General features: G+C 51.5%; 25 protein-coding genes. 21 read left to right on the top strand and 4 right to left on the bottom strand.

Annotated features, from left to right (window positions below; genetic code table 11):
• The first annotated feature begins 110 nt into the window (after positions 1 to 110).
• Both AGRI_RS07635 and AGRI_RS07630 read left to right on the top strand, forming a co-directional pair.
• Positions 111 to 362: an FAD assembly factor SdhE gene (locus AGRI_RS07635; protein WP_040291641.1), complete on the top strand. Its 252-nt coding sequence runs from the start codon at positions 111 to 113 to the stop codon at positions 360 to 362.
• Positions 349 to 789, top strand: a complete 441-nt coding sequence (locus AGRI_RS07630) for a protein YgfX (RefSeq protein ID WP_008984385.1) — start codon at positions 349 to 351, stop codon at positions 787 to 789. The genes AGRI_RS07635 and AGRI_RS07630 overlap by 14 nt, the downstream gene beginning before the upstream one ends.
• Here AGRI_RS07630 and nadB read toward each other — a convergent pair.
• Positions 766 to 2376: an L-aspartate oxidase gene (nadB, locus tag AGRI_RS07625; protein ID WP_008984384.1), complete on the bottom strand. Its 1611-nt coding sequence runs from the start codon at positions 2374 to 2376 to the stop codon at positions 766 to 768. The two genes, AGRI_RS07630 and nadB, sit on opposite strands and share 24 nt — an antisense overlap.
• Before the next feature lie 207 nt (positions 2377 to 2583).
• Here nadB and rpoE point away from each other — a divergent pair, with 207 nt between their 5' ends.
• The 11 genes from rpoE (at position 2584) to acpS (ending at position 11491) form a co-directional block, all read left to right on the top strand.
• A complete protein-coding gene (gene rpoE, locus AGRI_RS07620; protein WP_008984383.1) occupies positions 2584 to 3159 on the top strand; it encodes an RNA polymerase sigma factor RpoE in 576 nt (191 codons plus the stop codon).
• Between the two features lie 34 nt (positions 3160 to 3193).
• Complete coding sequence (locus tag AGRI_RS07615) at positions 3194 to 3796, top strand: sigma-E factor negative regulatory protein (RefSeq protein WP_008984382.1); 603 nt, start codon at positions 3194 to 3196, stop codon at positions 3794 to 3796.
• Positions 3796 to 4743 carry a MucB/RseB C-terminal domain-containing protein gene (locus tag AGRI_RS07610; RefSeq protein WP_008984381.1) on the top strand — a complete coding sequence of 316 codons (948 nt, stop codon included), beginning with the start codon at positions 3796 to 3798 and terminating at the stop codon, positions 4741 to 4743. The genes AGRI_RS07615 and AGRI_RS07610 overlap by 1 nt, the downstream gene beginning before the upstream one ends.
• Positions 4744 to 4750: 7 nt before the next feature.
• Positions 4751 to 5200 carry a SoxR reducing system RseC family protein gene (locus tag AGRI_RS07605; protein ID WP_008984380.1) on the top strand — a complete coding sequence of 150 codons (450 nt, stop codon included), beginning with the start codon at positions 4751 to 4753 and terminating at the stop codon, positions 5198 to 5200.
• 157 nt (positions 5201 to 5357) lie between these two features.
• Positions 5358 to 7157 carry a translation elongation factor 4 gene (gene lepA / locus AGRI_RS07600; protein ID WP_008984379.1) on the top strand — a complete coding sequence of 600 codons (1800 nt, stop codon included), beginning with the start codon at positions 5358 to 5360 and terminating at the stop codon, positions 7155 to 7157.
• A 12-nt stretch (positions 7158 to 7169) separates the two neighbouring features.
• Positions 7170 to 8093 carry a signal peptidase I gene (lepB, locus tag AGRI_RS07595; protein ID WP_008984378.1) on the top strand — a complete coding sequence of 308 codons (924 nt, stop codon included), beginning with the start codon at positions 7170 to 7172 and terminating at the stop codon, positions 8091 to 8093.
• Positions 8094 to 8101: 8 nt separating this feature from the next.
• Positions 8102 to 8776, top strand: a complete 675-nt coding sequence (rnc, locus tag AGRI_RS07590; protein ID WP_169313477.1) for a ribonuclease III — start codon at positions 8102 to 8104, stop codon at positions 8774 to 8776.
• A complete protein-coding gene (era, locus tag AGRI_RS07585; RefSeq protein WP_008984376.1) occupies positions 8766 to 9668 on the top strand; it encodes a GTPase Era in 903 nt (300 codons plus the stop codon). Before rnc ends, era begins: the two co-directional genes overlap by 11 nt.
• Positions 9628 to 10389, top strand: a complete 762-nt coding sequence (recO, locus tag AGRI_RS07580) for a DNA repair protein RecO (RefSeq protein WP_231728948.1) — start codon at positions 9628 to 9630, stop codon at positions 10387 to 10389. Before era ends, recO begins: the two co-directional genes overlap by 41 nt.
• Positions 10386 to 11114: a pyridoxine 5'-phosphate synthase gene (gene pdxJ, locus AGRI_RS07575; RefSeq protein ID WP_008984374.1), complete on the top strand. Its 729-nt coding sequence runs from the start codon at positions 10386 to 10388 to the stop codon at positions 11112 to 11114. Before recO ends, pdxJ begins: the two co-directional genes overlap by 4 nt.
• Positions 11114 to 11491, top strand: a complete 378-nt coding sequence (acpS, locus tag AGRI_RS07570; RefSeq protein ID WP_008984373.1) for a holo-ACP synthase — start codon at positions 11114 to 11116, stop codon at positions 11489 to 11491. The genes pdxJ and acpS overlap by 1 nt, the downstream gene beginning before the upstream one ends.
• Here the strand turns inward: acpS and AGRI_RS07565 are convergent.
• A complete protein-coding gene (locus tag AGRI_RS07565) occupies positions 11458 to 14205 on the bottom strand; it encodes a response regulator (RefSeq protein WP_008984372.1) in 2748 nt (915 codons plus the stop codon). The two genes, acpS and AGRI_RS07565, sit on opposite strands and share 34 nt — an antisense overlap.
• Before the next feature lie 82 nt (positions 14206 to 14287).
• On the opposite strand from AGRI_RS07565, the gene rlmD reads away from it, so the two are divergent.
• From rlmD to AGRI_RS07535, 6 genes are all read left to right on the top strand, one after another.
• On the top strand, positions 14288 to 15616 hold the full coding sequence (gene rlmD / locus AGRI_RS07560) for a 23S rRNA (uracil(1939)-C(5))-methyltransferase RlmD (RefSeq protein WP_008984371.1): 1329 nt from the start codon (positions 14288 to 14290) through the stop codon (positions 15614 to 15616).
• 36 nt (positions 15617 to 15652) lie between these two features.
• Positions 15653 to 17848: a GTP diphosphokinase gene (gene relA, locus AGRI_RS07555; RefSeq protein ID WP_008951305.1), complete on the top strand. Its 2196-nt coding sequence runs from the start codon at positions 15653 to 15655 to the stop codon at positions 17846 to 17848.
• Between the two features lie 8 nt (positions 17849 to 17856).
• A complete protein-coding gene (mazG, locus tag AGRI_RS07550; RefSeq protein WP_008984370.1) occupies positions 17857 to 18645 on the top strand; it encodes a nucleoside triphosphate pyrophosphohydrolase in 789 nt (262 codons plus the stop codon).
• A 199-nt stretch (positions 18646 to 18844) separates the two neighbouring features.
• Positions 18845 to 20482, top strand: coding sequence for a CTP synthase (locus tag AGRI_RS07545; protein WP_008984369.1), 1638 nt, complete (start codon positions 18845 to 18847; stop codon positions 20480 to 20482).
• Between the two features lie 60 nt (positions 20483 to 20542).
• Complete coding sequence (gene eno, locus AGRI_RS07540) at positions 20543 to 21835, top strand: phosphopyruvate hydratase (RefSeq protein WP_008984368.1); 1293 nt, start codon at positions 20543 to 20545, stop codon at positions 21833 to 21835.
• A 107-nt stretch (positions 21836 to 21942) separates the two neighbouring features.
• A complete protein-coding gene (locus AGRI_RS07535; protein WP_008984367.1) occupies positions 21943 to 22518 on the top strand; it encodes a hypothetical protein in 576 nt (191 codons plus the stop codon).
• Position 22519: 1 nt separating this feature from the next.
• Here the strand turns inward: AGRI_RS07535 and sugE are convergent, their stop codons facing one another.
• Entirely contained in the window at positions 22520 to 22834 is a 315-nt protein-coding gene (gene sugE, locus AGRI_RS07530; RefSeq protein WP_008984366.1) for a quaternary ammonium compound efflux SMR transporter SugE, read from the bottom strand.
• 102 nt (positions 22835 to 22936) lie between these two features.
• Complete coding sequence (locus AGRI_RS07525) at positions 22937 to 23449, bottom strand: DUF1569 domain-containing protein (protein WP_008984365.1); 513 nt, start codon at positions 23447 to 23449, stop codon at positions 22937 to 22939.
• Between the two features lie 65 nt (positions 23450 to 23514).
• Here AGRI_RS07525 and AGRI_RS07520 point away from each other — a divergent pair, with 65 nt between their 5' ends.
• Positions 23515 to 24363, top strand: a complete 849-nt coding sequence (locus tag AGRI_RS07520; RefSeq protein ID WP_008984364.1) for a MaoC/PaaZ C-terminal domain-containing protein — start codon at positions 23515 to 23517, stop codon at positions 24361 to 24363.
• A 39-nt stretch (positions 24364 to 24402) separates the two neighbouring features.
• A complete protein-coding gene (locus tag AGRI_RS07515; protein WP_156808367.1) occupies positions 24403 to 25053 on the top strand; it encodes a hypothetical protein in 651 nt (216 codons plus the stop codon).
• Positions 25054 to 25108 lie beyond the last annotated feature (55 nt).

Genomic DNA, 25108 nt, shown 5'->3' with positions numbered 1-25108 from the left:
ACGCTTCAGCTGATAATAAAAGGTAGATTGGGGCGAGGCACAAAAGCTCAACCCTGGATCCGGAATTTTGTTAAGATACCGCCGAAAAGGCGAAATTGCGAGGAGTCCTGATGTCCCCATTAATGAGTAAACCAAAATTACGCTGGGCCTGCCGCCGTGGCATGCTGGAGCTGGACGTATTATTAGCGCCCTTTGTTGAGGAAGGCTATGACGCGCTGAACGAGCAGCAAAAGCGAGATTTTGAACGCTTACTGGCCTGTGATGACCCGGATTTGTTCGCCTGGTTTATGGGACATGCCCGTTCGACGGATAGCGCCATTCAGGCGTTAATTGAGCTAATTGTTAATCGTGTCCGGGTCTAGTCTGGCATTAAAGCCTTCCAAGTGGCGCTGCAGGGCTCTGCTATTAGCCGCGGCGCTGTTGGCTTTATTATTTTTGCTGCTCCCCTTAACGGCAGAGCGCTATCTGCCAGCCTGGCTGGTTTTAACTGCCTGGTTTTATTTGCTATGGCAACTGGCACAGCAACCCCTGACTGCCACTATGCTACAGCTCAACACCAAGGGCGAGTTACGTTGGTTTGCCGGCAATTTACCGGCTGGGCAATTGCAGCCCGATTGCTTACTCAGTCGCTATGCACTGCAGCTTAGCTGGCGTGATCAAGAGGGCAAGAGTTGGCGGCGCTGGCTGTTTGCCGACCAAGTTAGTGACGCAGATTACCGGGCCCTGGCCCGGCAGATCAGAATGTTGCAATGGCAGCAACCCACTTCAGCCCGCTCTGACTGGCGTTAGGATACTGGGGCGGCTGTCGCTCAGTTGCTCGGGATAGTCCAAATTATAATGTAAGCCACGGCTTTCTTTGCGCTGCATGGCACAGCGGATAATCAGTTCTGCAACCTGTACCAGATTACGCAATTCCAGTAAGTTATGGCTGACTCTGAAATGACTGTAGTAGTCCTGGATTTCCTGTTGTAACAACTCAACCCGATGCAGCGCCCGCTCCAGCCGTTTGTTGGTGCGGACTATGCCAACATAATCCCACATAAAGAGTCTGAGTTCATGCCAGTTGTGGGTAATCACGACCTCTTCGTCTGAATTACTGACCCGGCTCTCATCCCAGGCCGGGATCGGTGGTGGCGTATTGGCGAAAGGGAGCTGTGCCAGAATATGCCGGGCGGCGGCTTGCGCAAAGACGATACACTCTAAAAGAGAGTTAGAGGCCATGCGGTTGGCACCATGCAAACCGGTATAAGCCACTTCGCCAATCGCATACAAAGCAGTTAAATCGGTCTGGCCGTGCAGATCGGTCATCACTCCGCCGCAGGTATAATGCGCGGCCGGCACCACCGGGATTGGCTCTTTGGTAATATCGATGCCGACACTAAGACACTTGGCATAAATCGTTGGAAAGTGTTCGATAATAAAATCTTTTGGCTGGTGACTAATATCCAGCCAAACAGATTTGGCACCGAGGCGCTTCATCTCAAAATCAATAGCTCTGGCCACAATATCACGCGGTGCCAATTCTGCGCGTGGATCAAAATCCGGCATAAAGCGGCTGCCATCCGGACGTTTTAAATAGGCACCTTCGCCGCGCATCGCTTCGGTAATCAGAAAATTCGGTGCTGCCGGATGGTACAGACTGGTCGGATGGAACTGGTTAAATTCCATATTGGCAACACGACAACCGGCACGCCAGGCCATCGCAATACCATCACCACTGGCAACGTCGGGATTGCTGGTATAAAGATAAACCTTGCTGGCACCGCCGGTCGCTAATGCAACCGCCTGGGCCCGTACCGTTTCCACCCGGGCCGCCGTTTTATTCCAGACATAAGCGCCGTAGCAGCGGTTTGGATCCAAGCCCAGTTTTTTACCGGTAACCAAATCGATAGCGTTAAAATTTTCCAGTAAGGTAATATTAGGATGCTGTTTGACCTGTTCAACCAGAGTAATCTGCACGGCTCGCCCGGTGGCATCAGCAGCATGCAGAATGCGGCGGTGGCTATGACCGCCCTCGCGCGTCAGATGGTATTTCATACTACCATCACTGTCCTGATATTGGTCGAACGGCACCCCCTGAGCAATTAACCATTCCATCGCCGCTTTAGCATGGGCGGCGGTAAATTCCACGGCTTGTTGCTCGCACAGGCCGGCACCGGCAATCAGCGTATCATTGACATGGGAGGCAATACTGTCGTTTTCATCAAACACCGCGGCAATACCACCCTGGGCATACAGCGTTGAACCCTCGCGCAGTGGGCCTTTACTCAATACCAGCACTTTACAGTGCTCTGCTAATTGAATGGCCAGCGATAACCCTGCAGCGCCGCTACCAATAATTAAAACGTCACAAAGATGTTCATTTGCCTGTGTCATACGATACACTTAACTCTTTATTGATGGCTTTGAAAAATGTGCAGAAACAGCCGGTTCTACCCGCAGTCAGCGGCTTGGGATCAGGTTATTCTAGCCTTTTTGTCATATTAAGCAGAACTATTTATTCAGCTTGCAGTCATAATCAGTACGCTTGACTGGCGCCACTCGTGAACAATACCTAATGCATTATAGGGGCAGGCTCAAAGAATGAGCGAGCAAGAATTAGATTGGCAGATTGTCCAGCGTGTACAACAAGGGGATAAAGCCGCTTTTAACGTGCTGGTTAAAAAATATCAGCACCGGATTGCGAACTTAATTTCGCGTTATGTCTCTAATCACGGAGATGTTGCTGATGTCGCACAGGAAGCCTTTATTAAAGCCTATCGTGCTATTCCGGGCTTTCGAGGTGAGAGTGCATTTTATACCTGGTTGTATCGTATTGCGGTAAATAGCGCCAAAAACTATCTGGTGGCAAATAATCGTAAGCCGCCGGCCAGTGATGTGGATGCCGAAGAGGCAGAATATTTTGAGGGTAGCGATGCCCTGAAAGAGCAGGATTCTCCGGAGCGGTTGTTGTTGTCGGAAGAAATCCGCCATGTGGTGTTCGGGACTATTGAAAAATTACCGGACGAGTTACGCACTGCTATTACGCTGCGTGAACTTGAAGGGTTAAGCTACGAAGAGATCGCAGAAGTGATGGATTGTCCGATTGGTACAGTACGCAGTCGGATTTTCCGGGCTCGAGAAGCGATAGACGCCCAGCTCAAACCCTTGGTGGGTTAGGCGAAGCCAAGCACGTAAGTTGACAGGAACCTTTATGTTGTCAGAAAAGCAGGAGTGGCTGTCACAAGCCGCAGATAATCAGCCGTTAACGGCCGCGCAGCTCGATACACTGCTGCAGCAGCCTGAACAGCAGAAAACCCTGGAACGCTATCAGTTGATCGGCGCTGTGATGCGCAACGAAGCAGACAGTGTGTTGCCTGTTGATTTTACTGCGCAATTTGCCGCGCAGTTAGAACAGGAGACGACTTATCAGCTCCAATCGCAGGCCGGCTTACTCAGTCGTATTAAACAAAGCTGGCAACAGGCGGCTAATGCGCAGTGGTTAAAACCAGCAGCACAAGGCGCCATCGCCGCAGGTGTGGCGCTGGTTGCAGTCTTTGGCGTGCAGCAGTATCAACAGCCGTTGGAGCAGGAATTTAACCTGCCATCGCCCGTGCTGCAAACCCGGCCGGTAGCGGGTTTTGCGACGCCGGTTAGCTTAAGCCAGACGTCAGTTGAGAGCCGGTTTGCCGAGCAGGAACAACAAGCCATGCTGGAACAGCAACGTCGTTTACAAGCCTTGTTACAGGCACATCGTCAACAAGTACGCTTAGTAGAGCAGACCACTGAACCAGAACAGGAAAAACGCGAGCCCTGATGATGAAACTGCTGGTCGGCCTTTGTTGTAGCGCCTTGTTGTTAATTGCCCTGCCACTTCGGGCCGATGAAGCAGGCTGGGCATTGTTAGAGCGGGTGCAGCAGAGCGTCCGTCAACGTAACTTCGATACGTCTTTTGTCATCCTCAAAGGCAACCAGGTCGAGTCATACCGCTGGTTGCACGGGCGGGAGCAGGATGCTGAAATTGAGCACTTGATTCCGATGTTTGCCGAAGGGGTAGACATCCTACGCCGCAATGAGCAGGTATATTATCTGCTTAGCGAACGTCCCTCATTGGTTACTCATAGCCAGAATATAAAAGAACTCCCTGCATTGTTGTATCAGCCGCCGTCTCGCTTGCGGCAACTCTACAATGCGGTGCTGGGCAGTGCGTCGATGGTCGATGGGCGCAGCGCCCAGCTATTGCGCTTGTCGGCAACCTCCGCAGAACGTTATCACTACTGGTTGTGGGTCGATGCTGAAACCGGTTTTCCACTGCGCATCGACACTATCGCTGAACAAAATGGTACGCAAAATCTGGCGCTGGAAATCTGGCAGGTCACGCATCTGCGGATGACGGCTGATATGCCTGACACTTTACTGCAGCTTTTACAGATTGAATTGCCTGATTCTTCGACAACGCAATACCCACCGGCAGTCAATACCCTGCACCGGTTAAACTGGCTGCCTGAGGGTTATCAGGTAGTAGCTGATCCGGTACAAATCCCGCAGTTGCAGCCGGAGATCCAGAGCTATTGGTTACTGAGCGATGGATTACATCATATTTCAGTCTTTGTGCAACCCGGACATCGCCTGCCAGAGCAAGCTTACCGTGATGGTGCCCTGACGATTTATGTGCAATCCGGCCCGGCTCAGGATGTCACCGTCATCGGTCCGGTAAAGGTAGAAACCGCTCAGCGTCTGGCTGCCTCGGTCAGCCAACAGTAGGTCGATTATGGTTGAAGAAATTGCGACAGTGATAGCGACCGAGAGCGATGGCGTTTGGTTGACCACGACACCGGCTGGTAGTTGTAATAGCTGTCAGGTTAGCGGCGATTGTGGAACAGGTATTGTTGCCAAGACCCTGACGCCGCGCCAGCGTCGTTTTTTCGTGAAAAGTGCCTTGCCGTTATTGCCCGGTGAGCAGGTTAGGATTGGCGTAGCAGAACAGGGATTAGTGACGGCGGCACTGCTGGTCTATTTGTTACCACTACTATTAATGATCGCTAGTGTCACGCTGTTACATACGCTGTGGCAACTCGCTGAAGTCTGGTTGCTGTTGGCTGCCGTAATAGCGCTGTACAGCGGTTTTCGCCTGGCCAAACACTACGACCAACGGTTACAGCACCTGGAGTCGGTGCAAATCCTGCAGGTATTGCCGCAGCTATCGGTACGCAGTGACTAACAACTATCCAGCGCTTGCAGCAACAAACATAGCAAGCGGCAGCCGGATAGAGTACAATTCGCGCTAATTTCAGTACTAACCCGCATTGTCTCCAATTGTCGACAGGCCCAAGAGGCCCGGAGCCGGTGGCCGTGCACTCAGTTTTTTTGCGGATAAGATGCCTAAACTCGACCATATCAGAAACTTTTCTATTATCGCCCATATCGACCATGGTAAATCGACTCTGTCAGATCGGTTAATTCAATACTGTGGTGGTCTTAGTGATCGCGAGATGCAACAGCAGGTGCTGGATTCGATGGATCTGGAGCGCGAGCGCGGTATTACCATTAAAGCGCAAAGCGTTACCCTGCATTATCAGGCTGATGACGGTAACACCTACCAGCTGAATTTTATCGATACACCGGGCCACGTTGACTTTACCTATGAAGTCAGCCGCTCGCTGGCTGCTTGTGAAGGTGCGTTGCTGGTAGTCGATGCGGGGCAGGGCGTAGAAGCGCAAACCGTAGCCAATTGCTATACCGCGCTGGAGATGAATCTTGAAGTGTTGCCGGTATTAAACAAAATCGATTTACCGCAAGCGGATCCGGATCGGGTATCAGAAGAAATTGAAGATATTATCGGTATCGAAGCGGTAGGAGCAGTGCAGTGCTCTGCGAAAACCGGTCTGGGGATCAAGGATGTGCTGGAAACGATCGTTAAGAAGATCCCACCACCAGAGGGCGAGCCTGAAGCGCCGACTCAAGCTTTGATTATTGACTCCTGGTTTGACTCCTATCAGGGTGTGGTATCTCTGGTGCGGGTCAAGCACGGCAGTATCAAAGCTAAAGATAAAATCAAAGTGATGTCGACCGGTCAAACCTATGAGGTAGACAAGGTGGGTGTGTTCAGCCCGAAAGCCACTAATACTGGTGAGCTGAAAACCGGTGAAGTAGGCTTCGTGATTGCCGGTATCAAAGAAATTAAAGGTGCGCCGGTTGGTGACACCCTGACGCTGGCCAAAAATAGCGCCGACAAACCACTGCCGGGTTTTAAACGGATTAAACCGCAGGTATACGCCGGCGTCTTTCCGGTTTCCAGTGATGATTACGAAGATTTTCGGGATGCACTGGCTAAGCTAAGCCTGAATGACTCATCGTTATTCTATGAACCGGAAAACTCTGGTGCTTTGGGTTTTGGTTTCCGTATTGGTTTCCTCGGCATGCTGCATATGGAAATCATTCAGGAACGGCTGGAGCGCGAATACGATCTGGATTTGATTACCACTGCGCCGACGGTAGTCTACGAAGTGGTGAAAAAGAACGGTGAAGTGGTGATGGTGGATAACCCCAGCGCCTTGCCAGCGGTAAATGACATCGATGAAATTCGCGAACCTATCGTGGAAGCGCATATTCTGGTACCGCAGGAATATCTTGGTAACGTTATTACGCTTTGTATCGAAAAACGCGGTACCCAGGTCAATATGAGTTATCACGGCCGCCAGGTGGCAGTGGTGTATGAACTGCCAATGGCGGAAGTGGTGATGGACTTCTTTGACCGTCTGAAATCAACCAGCCGTGGTTATGCCTCATTGGATTACAGTTTTAAACGCTTCCAAACCTCGAACATGCAGCGGGTAGATATCCTGATTAACGGCGAGCGGGTCGATGCGCTGGCGATTATCAGCCATATTGACTTCGCGCAGGGCCGTGGCCGCGAGCTGGCTGAAAAACTGAAAGAGCTGATCCCGCGCCAGATGTTCGATATTGCGATTCAGGCCGCTATTGGTAACCACGTTATCGCCCGCACCACGGTGAAGCAGTTACGGAAAAACGTATTGGCGAAGTGTTATGGCGGTGACGTCAGCCGGAAGAAAAAGCTGCTGCAAAAGCAGAAAGAAGGTAAGAAACGCATGAAGCAGGTTGGTAACGTTGAAGTACCGCAAGAGGCCTTCCTGGCGATTCTTAAAGTCGGAAAATAACAAGGACCTTTAATGGCTGGCTATTTTGCAATTTTATTAGTACTGCTTACGCTAAGTTTTGGTTTGTTGTGGTTGCTGGATAAATATTATCTGGCACCACGGCGTAAACAGTTATTAGAGCAGGCGCGGCAAGCTGCCAAAGGCAACCTGCCACCGGAAGCGGAACAAGAATTGCTGAAAGAGCCGGCAATTATTGAAACGGCCAAGTCGCTGTTTCCGCTAGTGGCAGCCATTACCCTGCTGCGATCTTTTTTGTATGAGCCATTTCAAATTCCATCCGGTTCGATGATGCCAACGTTGTTAGTGGGCGACTTTATTCTGGTAGAAAAGTACGCTTATGACGTTAAAGACCCGGTCTGGCGTAAAACGCTGTATCACAATGCCACGCCAGAGCGGGGCGATGTTGCGGTGTTCAAGTATCCACTGAATCCAAAAATTGACTATATTAAACGTGTCGTCGGTTTGCCGGGTGATCGGATTGTGTACCAGAATAAACAGCTCTTTATCGCTCAGGGTTGTGCTGAACCAGTACAGCCAGGCTGCGGTGAACTGGTTGCCGTGCCGATGACGTTTCAGGACGAAGGTGAGTTCTTTTTAGGCCCGATGCCGCAGCGCCGTTATCAGGAACAGCTGGGGGAAATTAGCCATCAGGTTCTGACGACTCCGATGAAACCGGAAGACTTCCGCAATTACTTCCGCCAGCGCGGCACTGACATTGAAGAATTTATTGTGCCGGAAGGTCATTACTTTGTCCTCGGTGATAACCGCGATAACAGCATTGATAGCCGGTTCTGGGGCTTTGTACCCGCAGATAATCTGGTGGGTAAGGCCGTCTTTATCTGGATGAGTTTTGAGTTTACTGAAGATCCGAATAGTTGGGTGCCAGGCTGGGTTCCGGTCGGTGTGCGCTTTGAACGTCTGGGGCCGATCCGGTAAGCCTGATGATGCAAAAAACGTTAAGCCCACTGATGAAAAAACTTGGCTATCAGTTCCAGCACATCAGTTTACTGGAACAGGCGCTGACGCATCGCAGTTGCAAAGGCCAGCACAATGAACGTTTAGAGTTTCTGGGCGATGCGCTGCTCGGTTTGATTATTGCAGAAGCTTTGTTTGCCCGTTTTCCGCAAACCCGGGAAGGGGATCTGACCCGGATGCGTTCTGCCTTGGTAAAAGGTGTCACTTTGGCTTCGATTGCGCAGGAGCTAGGTCTGTCAGACTTTTTGCGTTTAGGGCCAGGTGAGTTAAAAAGTGGTGGCTATCGTCGCGAGTCGATTCTGGCTGATGCCCTGGAAGCCATTTTAGGTGCCATCTATCTGGATAGTGGCATGGACGCTTGCAAGAGTCGGATCCTGGAATGGTTTGGACCGCGGCTGCAAGAGATAGCGCCGGGCCAGCAAAAAGACTCAAAAACCCAGTTGCAGGAATATCTGCAAGGGTTGCGCCTGCCGTTACCCGCTTACGATGTGATTGCCACCGCGGGTGAAGCGCATCAACAAACCTTTACCGTGCGCTGTACTGTGCCGGGGAAGGCTCCTATTACCGCGACCGGGTCATCCCGGCGCAAAGCGGAGCAGGATGCTGCTGCGCTGGCTTTGGAACAGTTAAAACATGACCGTTAGTCCTTCTACTTTTGCTGGCCTGGTGGCCATTGTTGGCCGCCCGAATGTCGGTAAATCGACGCTGCTGAATAAGCTGGTGGGGCAAAAGGTTAGTATCACCTCAAAGAAACCACAAACCACCCGCCACCGCATTGTGGGTATTGATACCGAAGCACAGTACCAGGCGGTATTCGTTGATACGCCGGGCTTGCATATCGATGAAAAACGCGCAATCAACCGTTTGATGAACAAGGCGGCGGCAACCTCGATCCTGGACGTCGAGTTTGTATTGTTCGTGGTAGAAGGGACCCGCTGGCATGAAGATGATCAGATGGTGTTAAACAAGCTGATTGCGTCCAAGAAGCCAGTGATCCTGGTAGTGAATAAAGTTGACCTGTATAAAGATAAAGCCGAGTTACTACCGCACTTGCAGTGGCTGGGCAGTCAACTGGATTTTCTGGATGTGGTGCCGTTGTCCGCTGAAAGCGGCGATAACGTTGCGGCGCTGCGCAAAGTCGTGCAGCAACACCTGCCACCCTGCGAGTTTTTATTTCCGGACGATTACGTCACGGACCGTTCACAACGCTTTATGGCGGCCGAAATCGTCCGCGAAAAACTGATGCGCTTTCTCGGTGATGAACTACCGTACTCGGTGACGGTAGAAATTGAACGCTTTAAGTGGGAAGAAAAGCATTTTCATATCGCCGCCTTGGTGTTGGTCGAGCGGGAGAGTCAAAAGCGGATGGTGATTGGCAATAAAGGCGAGCGCTTAAAGCAAATTGCCACTGAAGCCAGACTGGATATGGCCGCGATGTTAGAGGCTCCGGTATTTCTGCAAATTTGGGTTAAAGTGAAAACCGGCTGGGCAGACGATGAGCGCGCCCTGCGTAGTCTGGGTTACGGCGAAGATTAATGCAATTATGGACGCTAGCCTGGTGCCTGCTTATATCTTGCACAGCCGTCCTTATCAGGAAAATAAGTTATTGCTGCAATTATTGTTGCCGGAGTTGGGGCGGGTCAGTGCCGTTGTCCGGCGGCGTAGCGGTAAACAACATCGGGCGTTACAACCTTTCCAAGCCTATTTAATCAGCCTGAGCGGTCGAAGCAACCTGAAAACAGTGTCGCAACTGGAGGAACAGGCCAGTGCTTACCCCTTCAATGGCCGGGTCCTGTTTAGCGCCCTCTACCTGAATGAGCTACTGTGCCGGCTGTGGCCCGCAGATCTGGGCTCAGACAATCTGTTTCAGCTCTATCAGCGTACCTTGCAGCAGCTGGCGCGGAATAACGCCGATAACAGCCTGGAAGTGGTGTTGCGGCAATTTGAATTTGCACTGCTGGCCGAATTAGGGCAACTGCCCGAGCTGGCGCTGGATGCGCACGCGGCACCCTTAACCGCCAGCGCTTATTATCGCTTGGTGTCAGAGCAAGGCTTGGTCGCCAGCGAACAGGGTTGGCCGGGTAGCGCTTTATTAGCGATTGCCGCTGCAGACTGGCAACAAGCAATAACTTTGAAAGTCGCTAAGCAGTTAAGCCGGCAGCTATTAGCGCCGCTGCTTGGCGACAAACCTTTAACCAGCCGGGCGTTGTTTCAACAGTTCAAGACGCCCGTGGCTACTTCTCGGAGTGAAGAATGACTGCAATTTATCTTGGCGTAAATATCGACCATATCGCGACGGTGCGTAACGCCCGTGGTACGGCTTATCCCGAGCCGGTACATGCCGCTTTAATGGCTGAGCAGGCCGGTGCTGATGGTATCACGGTGCATTTACGGGAAGATCGGCGGCATATTATTGACCGCGATGTGTTTATCTTGCGCGAAACTATCGGTACCCGGCTGAATTTTGAGATGGCGGTGACCGAAGAAATGCTCGGTATTGCCGGCAAATTAAAACCCCATTTTAGCTGTCTGGTACCGGAGAAGCGGGAAGAGTTAACGACAGAAGGCGGGTTGGAAGTGGCTGGTCAGCTCAGTAAAATCCGTGCTGCCGTGCAGCAATTACAAGCTGACAACATTCTGGTGTCATTATTTATCGACGCGGATAAAAAACAAATTGATGCGGCGGCAGAAGTCGGGGCACCCTTTATTGAAATACATACCGGTCACTATGCCGAAACCAGTGGTGCGGTACAGCAAGCTGAATTAAAGCGGATTGCAGAGGCTGCCGCCTATGCCAGCTCACTCGGCATTACCGTTAATGCCGGCCATGGCCTGCACTACCACAATGTGCAGCCGATCGCCGCTATTCCACAAATGTACGAGCTGAATATCGGCCATGCAATTATTGCCCGGGCACTATTTAGTGGCTTAGGGCCAGCCGTATCTGAAATGAAGCGGCTGATGGTTGAGGCGCGCCGCTAATGCCGATCCGCGGCCTGGGAACGGATATCGTAGCAATTGAGCGGATTGCCAGTAGTCTGCAAAAAAGCCCACGGTTGATCGAACGGGTACTTACGCCCTTTGAACAGCAATGCTTTGCTGAGTTAAATCAGCCAGAACGCTATTTTGCCAAACGCTTTGCGGCAAAAGAAGCGGCGGCAAAAGCGCTGGGTACTGGCATTGGTCGTGGTATCTCGTTCCAGCACTTTGAAGTGCGCAATGACGCCCAGGGTAAGCCAGAGCTCTTTCTCAGTGGCCGCGCTGCCGAATTGGCAGCAGAGCTGGGGGTCACTGCACTCTGGCTGAGTATCAGTGATGAGCAGGCCTATGCCTGTGCAACAGTGGTACTGGAGGCCTGAGCGGGGGGCGATGTAATATTGGCGGCTTTTAGCAGGCCTAGTACATCCTCCAGCTCTGATAATTCCGGTGCTAACGACTTGATAGCCACACCTTTTTTCAGCTGTGTTTCCAACGCTTCCAATAGATTTTTCAGGCGCGGCACACCGGTATAACAACAGGCGCCATGTAGTTTATGCAGCGCGTGCAACAATAGCTGCTGGTCATTATCGGTAAGCGCCTGTTCAATCTGCTGTTCGGCTTGCGGCAGAGATTGTACTAACAGCTGAAGCATCTCCTGTGCCAAATCGGCTTTGCCTGCTGCACGCATCAAGGCTGCTTCCCAATCGATAAGTGGCACGGCTTGGGGGGCAATCTTTAACGCTGGAGCCTGGTTGCGGGTCAGCTGACAGAACTCCTGGAGCGTAAAGTGCAGCATTTGTTCATCAAGTGGCTTGGTTAAGAATTCATTAAAACCCAGACTGAGTAAGCGAGCGCGCTCACCATCCATCGCATGGGCCGTTACCGCGATAATTGGTGTGTGTTCGTTTAACGAACTTTGGCGGATGCGCTGGCAGGCGGTAATCCCGTCCATCACCGGCATATTAATATCCATAAAGATAATGTCGTAGACGTGCTGGGTGGTTTTTTGCCAGGCTTCAGCGCCATCACGTGCCGAGTCGAGTTCCTGCACCCGTTCGCGCAGTAAGGTATTAATTAACTTCAAATTGGCTTCGTTGTCATCTACCGTCAGCACCCGCAGGGCGCCACGTAGCATCAGTTCTTTTGCCGGACCAGATGGCGTTGGCAAGCTATAAGGTTGAGCTAAAGCCAGCGCCAGTTTACGCAAATGTGCCGGTTTGGGTAAACAGGCTGTTGCGCCTGAGCTCAGCAATACCTCGCGCAGATTTGGTGACAAGGTATTGACCAGCAGGTAAACATACTGGCAAGGCTGCCGTAACTGCTGCACCAGAGCAATAATTTCATTTACCTGATTGATGGCAACAGCCCGGCCAATCAGGCCGATATCATAGTGTTGTTCACGACTCACCGCTTGCTGTAACTGCCCTTTGGTCGCACAAGCCGTAACCTGCATGCCCCAGCTGTTCAGTAATTGCAAGGTGGCTTCACGCGAATATTGCTGCGGTTCAAAGTACAGCACGGTTTTATTTTCCAGCTGAGCCAGCGGCAGCGCCTCGGCCACGGTAATAGGGTGCTTCAGACATTTCAGGGTGAACCAGAAAGTAGAGCCTTCACCCAGTTTACTGTCGAAGCCGATATTGCCCTGCATCGCTTGCACCAGCCGTTTACTGATTAACAACCCGAGGCCGGAACCACTTTGTTGATCATGTTGTTCAGTAATAGTCACACCGTCAAACAAACGACTCTGCTTATCTTCACTGATACCCCGACCGGTGTCTTTGACCGAAATATGTAAATTGAACTGCTCTTCCGACAGGGCGGTGGCACTGACGCGGATCACCACACTGCCGTGCTCGGTAAATTTGATGGCGTTACCCGCAATATTCATTAGCACCTGAGTCAGGCGGGCCGGGTCAACCACCACATCATCCGGGCAACCGGGCTCAAACAGCAACACCAACTCCAGTTGTTTATCAAAAGCGTTAGCCGCTAACAGCTCGACTGCATCATTAAACAGATCTCGTAGCGACACCGGCTCCGGGTTAATCGCCATTCGTCCCTCTTCCAGCCTTGAAAAATCTAGTACATCATTGACCAGATTCAACAGGCTGTTAGCCGATTTTTGAATCGTATGCAGGTAGTCGCCCTGATTGGGCGTCAGCGGCGTTTTTAACAGCTGGCGGGTAAAGCCGATTACCGCATTCAGTGGCGTACGCAATTCATGACTCATTTTGGCCAGAAAATCTGACTTTTGGCGGTTATCATCCAGCGCCTTGCGCTTGGCAAATTCCAGTTGAATATTCTGGATTTCCAGCTGCTCCATACTCTGCTGTAAATCGCTGGTCACCTGCTCAATATTTTGTTGCATCTCCTGTTCAAGGGTACTCAGGCGCTTTGCTAATAACAACATGCTGTGCTGCAATTGTTCCAGCTCTAAAATCCCCAACGGGTAATGCCGCAACCGGTATTCGCCATCCAGTAATTGTTGGAGCTGACGCTTTAAGCGACGTTGGGCACCGAGCTGTTTTTGCACCATCAGTAACGCTAATACGATAGCCAATAGCACAATGCCGCCAACCAATAGCGTGGTATGCAGCATATTGATCTGCTGTTGCAGCGCTACCGGCGCTTGTTGCATCGCCAGTAACAAATAGCCCGGCTCTTCGTCTAATAACGGATTGGTCTTTAACAGCGGCTGATAAACCAGCAGTTTATCCGGCAGGTTGTGATAGGTGATCTGGACATTATCCGGACGCTGTTGATGTATGGACTCGTTGCTCAAGTCTTGTTGACTGTTACTGGTATAGAGTAGCTGACCATCAGCGTTAAACAGTGAAATACTGATAACCTGAGGTGAATTCAGACGGTGAGCGTGTTCCAGCAGTAATTGTACGCCCCGGCTTTGCTGTTGTGGCAGTAACTGTTGGCTGCTGATCGCCAGCGGTAGGGCGATATTGGCCGCATGCTCACGTAAATGACGCTGCATTTCCTGCTGTTGTTGGTAATTAAAATAGAAACCCAACACACTGCCAACCAGTAATGTTGGCAGCACGACAGATAAAATTAACCAGAGGCGTAAACCTATTTTCGGCATTGGCAGTTCGCATTTATTACAATTCAGCTCCGCCGTGTCATAATGACATATCGAACGCGAAAAACCTATAAGACCCCATAAGATGGTAAGCCTGTATAAAGCCAAAGCGAAACCAAGCCGCCTTGGCCAGCAAATTAAGTTGCAAATTGACAACCTGGACTATGAAGCTAACGGCATCAGCCGTTATCAGCAAAAAATTGCTTTTGTCAGTGGTGCTCTGCCGGGTGAGCAGGTGCTGGCCAGTGTTACTGAAGATAAAGCCGATTATTTAAAAGCCCGTACCATTAAAGTGCTACAACAGAGCGCGGAGCGGGTTGAACCTTTTTGTCCGAGTTTCACGCGCTGTGGTGGTTGCCAGCTGCAATACCTGAGTGCGGAGCAACAGCGCTTATATAAGCAGCAAGGAGTACAGGCACTACTTTGTCATCAGTTAGGCTTGCAGACTTTACCCTGGCAGCCAATGCTAAGTGCCGCTGACCGACACTACCGGCGCAAAGCGCGCATCGGGCTGTGGTATGACAAAAAGCAACGTCAGCTTACCGTGGGTTTTCGCCAGGCAGGCAGTAAGCAACTGGCTGAGGTAACACATTGTGATGTGTTGGCAGCGCCGCTACAGCCTATTTTTGCCACCTTAAAACAGGTTGTGCCAAGGTTAAGTCGACCCGAGTCGGTGACGCACGCTGAAGTGATTCTGGCCGACGAGCAGCCAGTTGTGGTGATCCGCCATGTCGCCGCCTTGACGGCAGCTGAGCAACAAGCCTTTGTCAGCGTTTGGCCAGATGCCAGCTGGTATGGTGAAGCTGAGCCTGGAAAATTTACCAGCTGGCAACATGCCGACCAGCCACTGCGCTATACCCTGGCAGAGCAGGGAATTAGCTTAGAGTTTGCCGCCGATGATTTTATTCAGGTTAACACTGACGTCAATCAGTTACTGGTCAGTCAGGCTGTCGCCTGGCTGGCTCCGACCGCCGAAGATACGATTCTCGATCTGTATGCCGGCATGGGTAACTTTAGTCTGGCGCTGGCGAAAAGTGCTAAATTAGTGCATGGCGTGGAAGGCTTGTCCAAAATGGTGCAACAGGCTACTGAGAATGCGCAATTAAATCAGCTGCAAAATGTGCATTTCTGGCAAGCTGATTTACATCGTCCCTGGGGCAAAACCGCCTGGAACCAGCCAATCTATCAAAAAGTGCTGTTAGATCCGGCCCGAGCCGGTGCTGAGGGGGCAGTAAAACAGCTGTTGGTACTGAAACCGGCACAGATATTGTACGTCTCCTGTAACCCGGCTACCTTCGCCCGCGATGCGAAGGTGCTGCTGGCAGCCGGCTATCAGTTGCAAAAACTGGCTGGGGTAGATATGTTTCCGCATACCGCGCATTTGGAACTTATGGCGTTGTTCAGTCGTCAATAGCCTGAGACTCGCCGGGGCACTAGCAGAGGAAAAAACATGGTCAGGGTACGTCAGTCACACAGTCATGGTTATCACGGTGGCGAAACCTTTGAATGGTTGTGCTCGCTGGGCTTGACGGAAAAAAAGATTGAATCGCTGCTCGACACTGCGACCTGGTTGAAACAATTACAGCTGGATGATGATAATCCGCAAGTGCGTACCGGTTGGGATATGGTTGAGATCCTGGCAGAGTTGCGTATGGATCAGGACTCTCTGGTTGCGGCCTTATTATTTCCGGTTTTTGAAGCCAATTTACTGAGCTTACCGACGATTGAAGATCAGGTTAACCCTGCAGTATCAGGTTTGTTAACGTCCGTGCAGCAGATGGCTGCGATCCGCACCATTCCGTTGAGTGTGCGTCAGAATAACGATGGTCAGCAAGCGGATACGCTACGCCGGATGTTGTTGGCGATGGTCGAAGACGTGCGGGCCGTGGTGATTAAACTGGCTGCGCAAATCTGTTATTTACGTGATGTCAAAAATGCGGATGAAGAAACCCGGGTATTGGCGGCGAAAGAGACCAATGCCATCTTCGCGCCGCTGGCCAACCGGCTGGGAATTGGTCAGTTAAAGTGGGAGTTGGAAGATCTGGCGTTCCGTTATCTGCATCCGCAAACCTATAAGCAAATCGCCAGCCTGCTGGAAGAGCGGCGCCTGGATCGCGAGCAGTATATGCAGGAGTTCGTTGCCAGCGTACGGCAAAAAATGCAGGATGCCAATTTACAAGCCGAAGTGTATGGCCGGCCAAAGCATATTTTCAGTATCTGGAAAAAGATGCAGAAGAAGCAGCTGTCTTTTGATCAGCTGTACGATATCCGGGCCGTGCGGATTGTTACCGAACGGGTTCAGGATTGTTATGCTGCACTCGGGTTAGTGCATACTAGCTGGCGCCATCTGCCAAAAGAATTTGACGACTACATCGCCACACCAAAACAAAATGGTTATCAGTCGATCCACACCGTGGTATTGGGACCACAGGGCCGGCCGATTGAAATTCAGATCCGCACCCGGCAGATGCACGAAGATGCTGAGCTGGGAGTGGCAGCACACTGGCGTTACAAAGAGGGCGCTACGGCTGGTCGTACTGCCGCTAACGATGAAAAAATAGGTTGGTTACGTAAGTTGCTGCAATGGCAGGAAGATCTGGCAGAAGGCACGGATCTGGTAGAAGAACTACGTAATCAGGTGATTGAAGATCGGGTCTATGTGTTTACCCCCAAGGGTGACATTGTTGATTTGCCAATGGGATCAACGCCGCTGGATTTTGCTTACTATATCCATTCTAACGTCGGGCATCGCTGTATTGGCGCCAAAATCTCCGGCCGCATTGTACCCTTTACTTATCAGCTAAAAACCGGCGATCAGGTTGAAATTTTAACTGGCCGCGAACCTAACCCGAGTCGTGACTGGCTAAACCCGAATTTGGGTTATCTGAAATCGAGCCGCGCCCGCTCGAAGGTACAATACTGGTTCCGGTTACAGGATCGTGATAAAAATCTGGCAGCCGGCCGCGAGTTGTTGGATGCTGAATTATCGCGACTTAATCTGGTGCTGGAGCATCCGACGAAAGTTATTGCTCGCTTTAATGTGAATAGCATGGACGAGTTACTGGTCGGCATTGGTGGCGGAGAGATTAAGGTCACCCAGGTGGTGCACTTTATTCAAAGCCAGCAACCCAAGCATGAGTTGCCGGAAATTGACCCACGCTTGAAAACCAAGCCACTGTCACAAAACAAAGCCAAGAGTGATGTGATAGTGCAAGGCGTCGGTAACTTACTGAGCCATATGGCCGGTTGCTGTCATCCGCTGCCGGGCGATGCCATTATCGGCTATATCACTCAGGGCCGCGGTATCGCCATTCACCGCGATGACTGTGAACAGTTTAAACTGCTGCAGGACGCCCAGCCTGAGCGGGTGGTCGAAGCCACCTGGGGCGATAAGTATGCCTCCGGCTATGAGGTGGATATCCGTATCGTCGCGCATGACCGTAATGGCTTGTTGCGAGACATCACCAGCATCCTGGCGAATGAAAAAGCTAACGTCACTAAGATGAGCAGCAGTTCGGATATTAAAGAGCAAACGGCGGTCATCAATATGACGATGGAGCTGTATAATCTGGACTCGCTGAACAAACTGCTGAGTAAAATCAGTCAGATTGACGATGTTATTGAAGCCAAACGCTTTCATCATTAGGAATTTTTGTGGCAGCACCGATACAACGCTTACTGGATATTATGAGCACCCTGCGCGACCCTGAACGGGGCTGTCCGTGGGATCTAAAGCAAAACTACGCCAGCATTGTGCCCTACACTCTGGAAGAGGCCTACGAAGTCGCCGATGCCATTAACCGGCAAAGCTTTACTGAGCTAAAAGATGAACTCGGTGATTTGCTGTTTCAGGTGGTGTTTTATGCCCAGCTGGCCAAAGAAGATGGCCATTTTCAGTTTAATGATGTAGTCGACAGTATCAGCACTAAGCTGGAGCGGCGGCATCCGCATGTATTTGCTGATGCTGCAGGCGCTGTGAATGCCAATAGCGCTGAGCAGGTACTGCAGAACTGGGAAGCGCTGAAAAGTGCCGAGCGCCAGCAGCAGGGCCAGCACAGTGTGCTGGATAATATTCCGCAGAGTTTGCCGGCATTAAGCCGGGCCAATAAGCTACAAAAACGTTGCGCCAATGTTGGTTTTGACTGGCCGGACGTGCAGGGCTGCTGGGATAAAGTTAAAGAGGAGATCCTCGAAGTGGAGCAAACTGCCAGTGACAGCCCCGAACTGGCAGAAGAGTTGGGTGATCTCATGTTTGCGCTGGTCAATGTGGTGCGCAAACACAAGCTGGATCCGGAAGCGGTATTGCGTGCGGCCAATAGCAAATTTGAACGGCGCTTTCGCGCGGTAGAACAGGCGCTGGCAGCCGTGGGGAAAACGCCGGCCGACAGTGATCTGGCAGAGATGGACGCGCTATGGCAACAGGTCAAACAAGATCCCCGCTAATACTGGTATTGGCAGCCGGCTTAGAATAAACCGCAAACTACAGCGCTTTTGATTGAGCGCTGCCTTGCCCTTTGCTATACTTTCCTCCCGTCCTGATACCAAACTCTCTTTACCTTAGCTGTACTGTTGCCAGTATTGGCATTATCGCTTTTGGCATGGTGATTTGGTCTAATCTTTCTTACTGTGTGTCTGGGGTCTTATGGCGACAAGATATATCTTCGTGACGGGTGGGGTAGTCTCATCTTTGGGTAAAGGCATAGCAGCAGCGTCGCTGGCGGCAATCTTAGAGGCCCGCGGCCTGAAGGTCACCATCCTGAAGCTGGACCCTTATATTAACGTTGACCCGGGCACCATGAGTCCTATTCAGCACGGCGAAGTATTTGTGACTGAAGATGGCGCCGAAACCGATCTGGATTTAGGCCACTACGAGCGCTTTATCCGTACCAAAATGAGTAAACTGAACAACTTTACTCAAGGCCGGATCTACGCTGATGTGCTGCGCCGTGAGCGTCGTGGTGACTATCTGGGGGCGACCATTCAGGTCATACCACATATCACCAACGAAATTAAACACCGTGTGGTACAGGGTGCAGAAGGCTTTGATATCGCCATTGTCGAAATTGGTGGCACGGTCGGCGATATTGAATCCTTACCTTTCCTGGAAGCCATCCGGCAACTTGGCACCGAAGTCGGTCGTGAGCGCACGCTCTATATGCATCTGACGCTGGTGCCTTATCTGGGCACGGCAGGTGAGATCAAAACCAAGCCAACCCAACACTCGGTAAAAGAGCTGCGATCAATTGGGATCCAGCCGGATATTCTGGTCTGTCGCTCTGACCGTGCGATTCCCAACAATGAGAAGGCGAAAATTGCGCTCTTTACCAATGTTGAAGAAAAAGCCGTTATTTCATTAAAAGACGTCTCCAGCATTTATCAGATCCCGGCGTTATTAAAGTCACAGAGCCTGGACGATCTGGTCTGTCGTCGCTTCCATATCGACGCACCACAGGCTGATTTGGCCGAGTGGGAGCAGGTATTGTATCAGGAGTCGAATCCAACCGGCGAAGTGACCATTGGTATGGTCGGTAAATACGTCGAGTTGCCGGATGCTTATAAGTCAGTAAATGAAGCCCTGGGTCACGCTGGTTTGAAAAACCGTTTAACGGTGAATATTAAATATATCGACTCGCAGGATGTAGAAAGCAAAGGCACCGCTGTATTGGCTGGCTTAGACGGTATTTTGGTGCCGGGCGGCTTTGGTGAGCGTGGTGTTGAAGGTAAGATTTTAGCAGCGAAGTATGCCCGCGAACAAAAGGTACCTTACCTGGGGATTTGTCTGGGCATGCAGGTCGCGCTGATTGAATATGCGCGCAATGTTGCCGGTATGCCGGGTGCACACTCGACCGAATTTAACAAAGCTACGCCTTATCCGGTGGTCGGTTTGATCACGGAGTGGCGTGATGCCGATGGTTCAGTGGAAGTGCGCACAGATGAATCTGATCTGGGTGGGACTATGCGTCTGGGCAGTCAGAACTGTAATCTGAAAGACAAGACCAAGGCGCGTGAGATCTACGGTAAAGCTGTGATCCAGGAGCGGCACCGCCACCGCTACGAAGTGAATAACCATTTACGACCAAAATTAGAAGAAGCCGGGCTGGTGGTTTCGGGCTTATCAGCGGATAACCAGCTGGTTGAGATGATCGAAATTCCTACCCACCCCTGGTTTGTCGCCGGGCAATTCCACCCGGAATTTAACTCGACACCACGGGACGGCCACCCGCTGTTTCAGAGCTTTGTCGCTGCGGCGCATCAGTATCAGAAACAGCAACGCGTATAACGGATCTGAAGCCGTGCGGTAAGGCACGGCTTTTTAGTTTTTAACAGGGGACTTAAGACTATGTCAGAAATTGTCAAAATTATCGCCCGCGAGATTATGGATTCACGCGGCAATCCAACCGTTGAGGCCGACGTGTATCTGGCCAGTGGTGCTATGGGCCGCGGCTGCGCACCTTCAGGTGCCTCGACCGGCTCACGTGAAGCGCTGGAGCTGCGTGATGGCGATAAAAGCCGTTATTTAGGCAAGGGTGTTACCAAGGCAGTAGCCAATATCAATGGTCCAATCCAGAGCGCGCTAATCGGCAAAGATGCTTATCAGCAAGCGGCTATTGATCAGCTGATGATTGAGCTGGATGGTACCGAGAGCAAATCTAAGCTGGGTGCTAACGCTATACTGGCGGTATCACTTGCGGTTGCCCGCGCTGCGGCAGCGGATAAAAAGATCCCATTGTACCAGCACATTGCCGATCTGAACGGTACTCCTGGCGTATACAGCATGCCAGTGCCGATGATGAATATAATTAATGGTGGTGAGCACGCCGATAACAACGTCGATATTCAGGAATTTATGGTGCAGCCGGTTGGTGCCAAAACTTTCGCTGAAGCCTTGCGGATGGGCGCGGAAATCTTCCACAGCCTGAAAAAAGAACTGCAAAAACGTGGCCTGAACACCGCAGTGGGTGATGAAGGTGGTTTTGCCCCGGATCTGAAATCTAACGAAGAAGCCCTGACCGTGATCGTGGAAGCGGTTAAAGCCGCAGGCTACGAAATGGATAAAGACGTGACGCTGGCGCTGGACTGCGCGGCCTCTGAATTCTATAAAGACGGTAAGTACGTGCTGGGCGGCGAAGGGAAGAGTTTTGATTCCTATGGTTTTAACGACTTCCTGGCTGGTTTGACACAGCGCTTCCCGATCGTCTCAATTGAAGATGGTCTGGATGAGTCAGACTGGGATGGCTGGAAAGATCTGACTAACAAGATTGGTAGCAAGGTACAGCTGGTCGGCGATGACTTGTTTGTCACCAACACCAAGATCCTGACCCGCGGTATTGAGCAGGGTATTGGTAACTCCATTCTGATCAAGTTTAACCAAATCGGCTCGCTGACCGAGACACTGGCAGCCATTAAGATGGCAAAAGATGCCGGCTTTACCGCAGTGATTTCACACCGTAGCGGTGAAACCGAAGATGCCTTTATCGCTGACTTAGCAGTGGGTACCGCCGCCGGTCAAATTAAAACCGGTTCACTGTGCCGCTCGGATCGGGTTGCTAAGTACAACCAGTTACTGCGGATTGAGCAGGAACTGGGTGCCAAAGCACCATATAAAGGCCGCAGCGAAATTAAAGGTCAGTAATTGACGGTGACAGGGCCACATTGGTGGCCCTTTTTGATCCAGTGCAGCAAGACGCCGGCAGGGAGTTGTTATAATCTAAATCTCTGCTTGTTGCCTAAGGCCACACCATGAAACTCGTATTTGGTATTTCGCTCTGTCTATTGATGCTGCTGCCCGTTATCGGCCACTCGCAGCAGCGAATGATTGCCGAAGTTGATCTAACGCTGATTAAGATCGAGGGATTGCAACTGGGTATGACGCAGCAGCTGGTCCGCAATCTACTGCAGCAGCGTTACAATACAGAAAGGAATTCACAATTTCTGCGTGCGGGAGTGCAATGTGATAAACAGCAATGCACGGCCACTGCGGTAGGTGCGGAGCTGCAGGAACTGTTACAGGTTCAGTTTAACGCTAGCGGTGAATTAAACTGGCTGGTGTTACAACGGCGCTATCAAGGTGGTGGTTCACCGGAGGAATGCTTAAGCCAGGCTGAGCAACAAATTGATAGCTTACGTCAGCAATACAGCCCGGACAACGCGCAGCGACGCTATCGTCAGCATAGTGTCAGTTTACTGCTGAACAAAGCCGGTCATTCGGAACCGGCTGAGAACAGTTTGTATGGCTTCCGGGCGCAGATCAAATGTGACCCTTTGGCTAAGGGGGCAGCTGAAGCAGAGTTTGAACTGCGCGACCACAGCTGGTGATTCAGCTAGTCAACTTTAGCCCGACAATCCCCAGCAAGATCAGCAGAATACTGACAATTTTCAACAAACTTAAGCTTTCGTCAAACAGCCAGGCACCAAAGACTACCGTACCGACAACCCCGATACCAACCCAGACTGAGTAGGCTACTCCGAGTGGCAGGGTACGCAAGGCGTGCCCCAGTAATACAAAACTGGCGATCATAGCGCTTAGCGTAATAATGCTGGGCCAGGGTTTAGTAAAACCAGCCGTATATTTCAGGCCTACAGCCCAGACGATTTCCAATAAGCCGGCGAGCAATAAAATAAGCCATGCCATAACACTAACCTCTTGTTATGGGGCCGTCCCCGGATGAGAGAATGCACTGGGGTCGTCCCCAGGCAGATGCCAGTTTAGCAAAAGTCAGAGCCGGGTGAAAGTTTAACTAATCTCCGCCAAATGACTTTGCAAGTGCAAATAGTGCACACTGTAATATTGTGCCTTAGTCAGGCTACCATAGGCAAAATGCGGTGCTAGCGGGCCTTGCCAGTTGATAAATTGTTGCAGCTCAAAAGTCAGCTCATGCAGTGCCACATCATTCGGTAGTTCCGGGATTAACGCCGGCGCGCCAGGTATGGGTTGATCCAGTGGGTGATGCATACTGCCGGTCGCAGCAAATAAATTGAGTGCCAGTTTGCCGGCAGTATTTTGGAATAACGCGGAATAGGCTTGCGGGTAACCGCTGATCGAATAGCGGATACTTTGCGCGCAGTGCTGCAAAATCTCGCTGACAGTCCAACTGCCCGAACTTCGCAAGGCGTCATGCTTCAGCGCCCGTAATTGTGTCAGTAAGTGCTGTAACGGATAGGGCCGGATGGTCGCGGTAAGTTTGGCGCCAAGTACCACCACGATCGGGGTCCAGGCAGCCGCGGTAAGAAATTGACGTCGATTCATGCAGCTTTTGGCAAAAAGGGTTCAGGCCGTTAAACTAGCCTTTTCTGTGGGAGTCGTCCAGTATCGTGTCTGAGAATCTTTCATTATGGCAAAGTTATCGCCGGGCCTTGTTGCGGCCGGCGGGGCGTCCGGAGCAGGCGCTGCTATTGGCACCCTTGCAGCGCCAGGCAGAGCTGGCAAGCAATCCACAGCGGCTGTTGCGTTACCGTCAGCTTTGCCAGCTGGCGCCGGCAAACCAGTTACCACCGTGCTGGTTAAGTATACTGAGCTTTCCGCTACAGCTGTCGTTACTCACTGATCCGGCACTTCCTCTGCCGGCGATGGGATTATTACACATCCGTAATCAGATCCGGCAATGGCGCCCTTTGCCAACAACGGCAAAGTGGCAGCTGCAAGCGACCCTTGACACGCCGCAGGTCCATGCCAGAGGGGTGCTCCTGACCGTTAATACCCTTGCCTATCTGCAGAATGAACTTTGCTGGCAACAGCAGGCCGAGTATTTATATCGTACTTCGCCTATCACGACCACGGCGGCAATTCCGACAGCATTGCCGGCAGAGCCAATTTTGAGTTTACCAGAGCTGGCGCAACTGAGGCTGACACCAGCGTTGAGCCGGCGTTATGGCTGGCTGTCGGGAGATTTAAATCCGATCCATCTAAGTGCACTAAGTGCGCGCTGTTTCGGACTGCCAGCGGCACTATCCCATGGCATGCACCTGAAAGCGCTGATTCTGGCCCGCTTAGCGCCAACAATCGAGGCATATCAGGTTGATGTCAATTTTAGCCGGCCATTTTATCTGCCCGGACAAGCGCAGCTGACCAGCGCGCTATTGGATAATGGTCAGCAGCCGTTTCGGTTAATGCAAGGCGCTCAGCAAAAACCCGTACTTAGCGGCGATATTTTACCGATTTAGGCTTTTACAAAAATTGAGCGATTGGCTAACATCGCAGCTATGACCATGACACCCGATGCCCAGCCACATTTTTGGCAAGTAAGTCCGGATAACCAGACTTATACTGAACTCTGTAACGCTTTATATGAGCGCGAATTGCTGCGGCTGTCACAAATTGCGCCGGCGGAGCTTGCCAGCTTACCAAAGCGCCTGGCCAGTTTACCCTTCTATATCAGGCGGGCTGCCAGCAGTATAGTACGATACCAACACGAGCTACAGCTGGATAGTCAGAATGCCTCCTGGTATGGCCGGCAGTTAAGTCAATGTCCGGCGAATAAACAGCAAGCTGAGCCGATAGTCCGTTTCTACCATAAAGCCGCCAAGCCCGGCTTAATTGTGCCGGTGTATGTCGAAGATAAAACGCTGGAACAGATTAGGCTGGATAGCGTTGATGAAGTCGATCCGGAACAACAGCGGTTGCATTGTAATCAGTCAGGTTGGTTTAGTTACAGTGGTATGCCGCTGCAAGCGGAAAATAGCCACTGTTTTTTACTCAAGCCGGATAAAACCATGATGACCGCCGCCTGTTGTGGCCACCAGTGGCTGAATCGCCGCAAAACCGAGCCGCGATTGCTGACGCTGCGCGAGTTATTATTAGCCAGCCGCCTGAACTGGCGTAACTTCGCCCGACCACACAGTAACAAGATATAAGGCTTTGCAGTCGCCCTGACAGGCGGCATAATAGCCACAGACCAAGCAAAGAACT

The sequence above is a fragment of the Alishewanella agri BL06 genome (genome assembly GCF_000272005.1).
Classification (GTDB): Bacteria; Pseudomonadota; Gammaproteobacteria; order Enterobacterales; family Alteromonadaceae; genus Alishewanella; species Alishewanella agri.
This window is presented reverse-complemented; position numbering and strand designations above follow the sequence as displayed.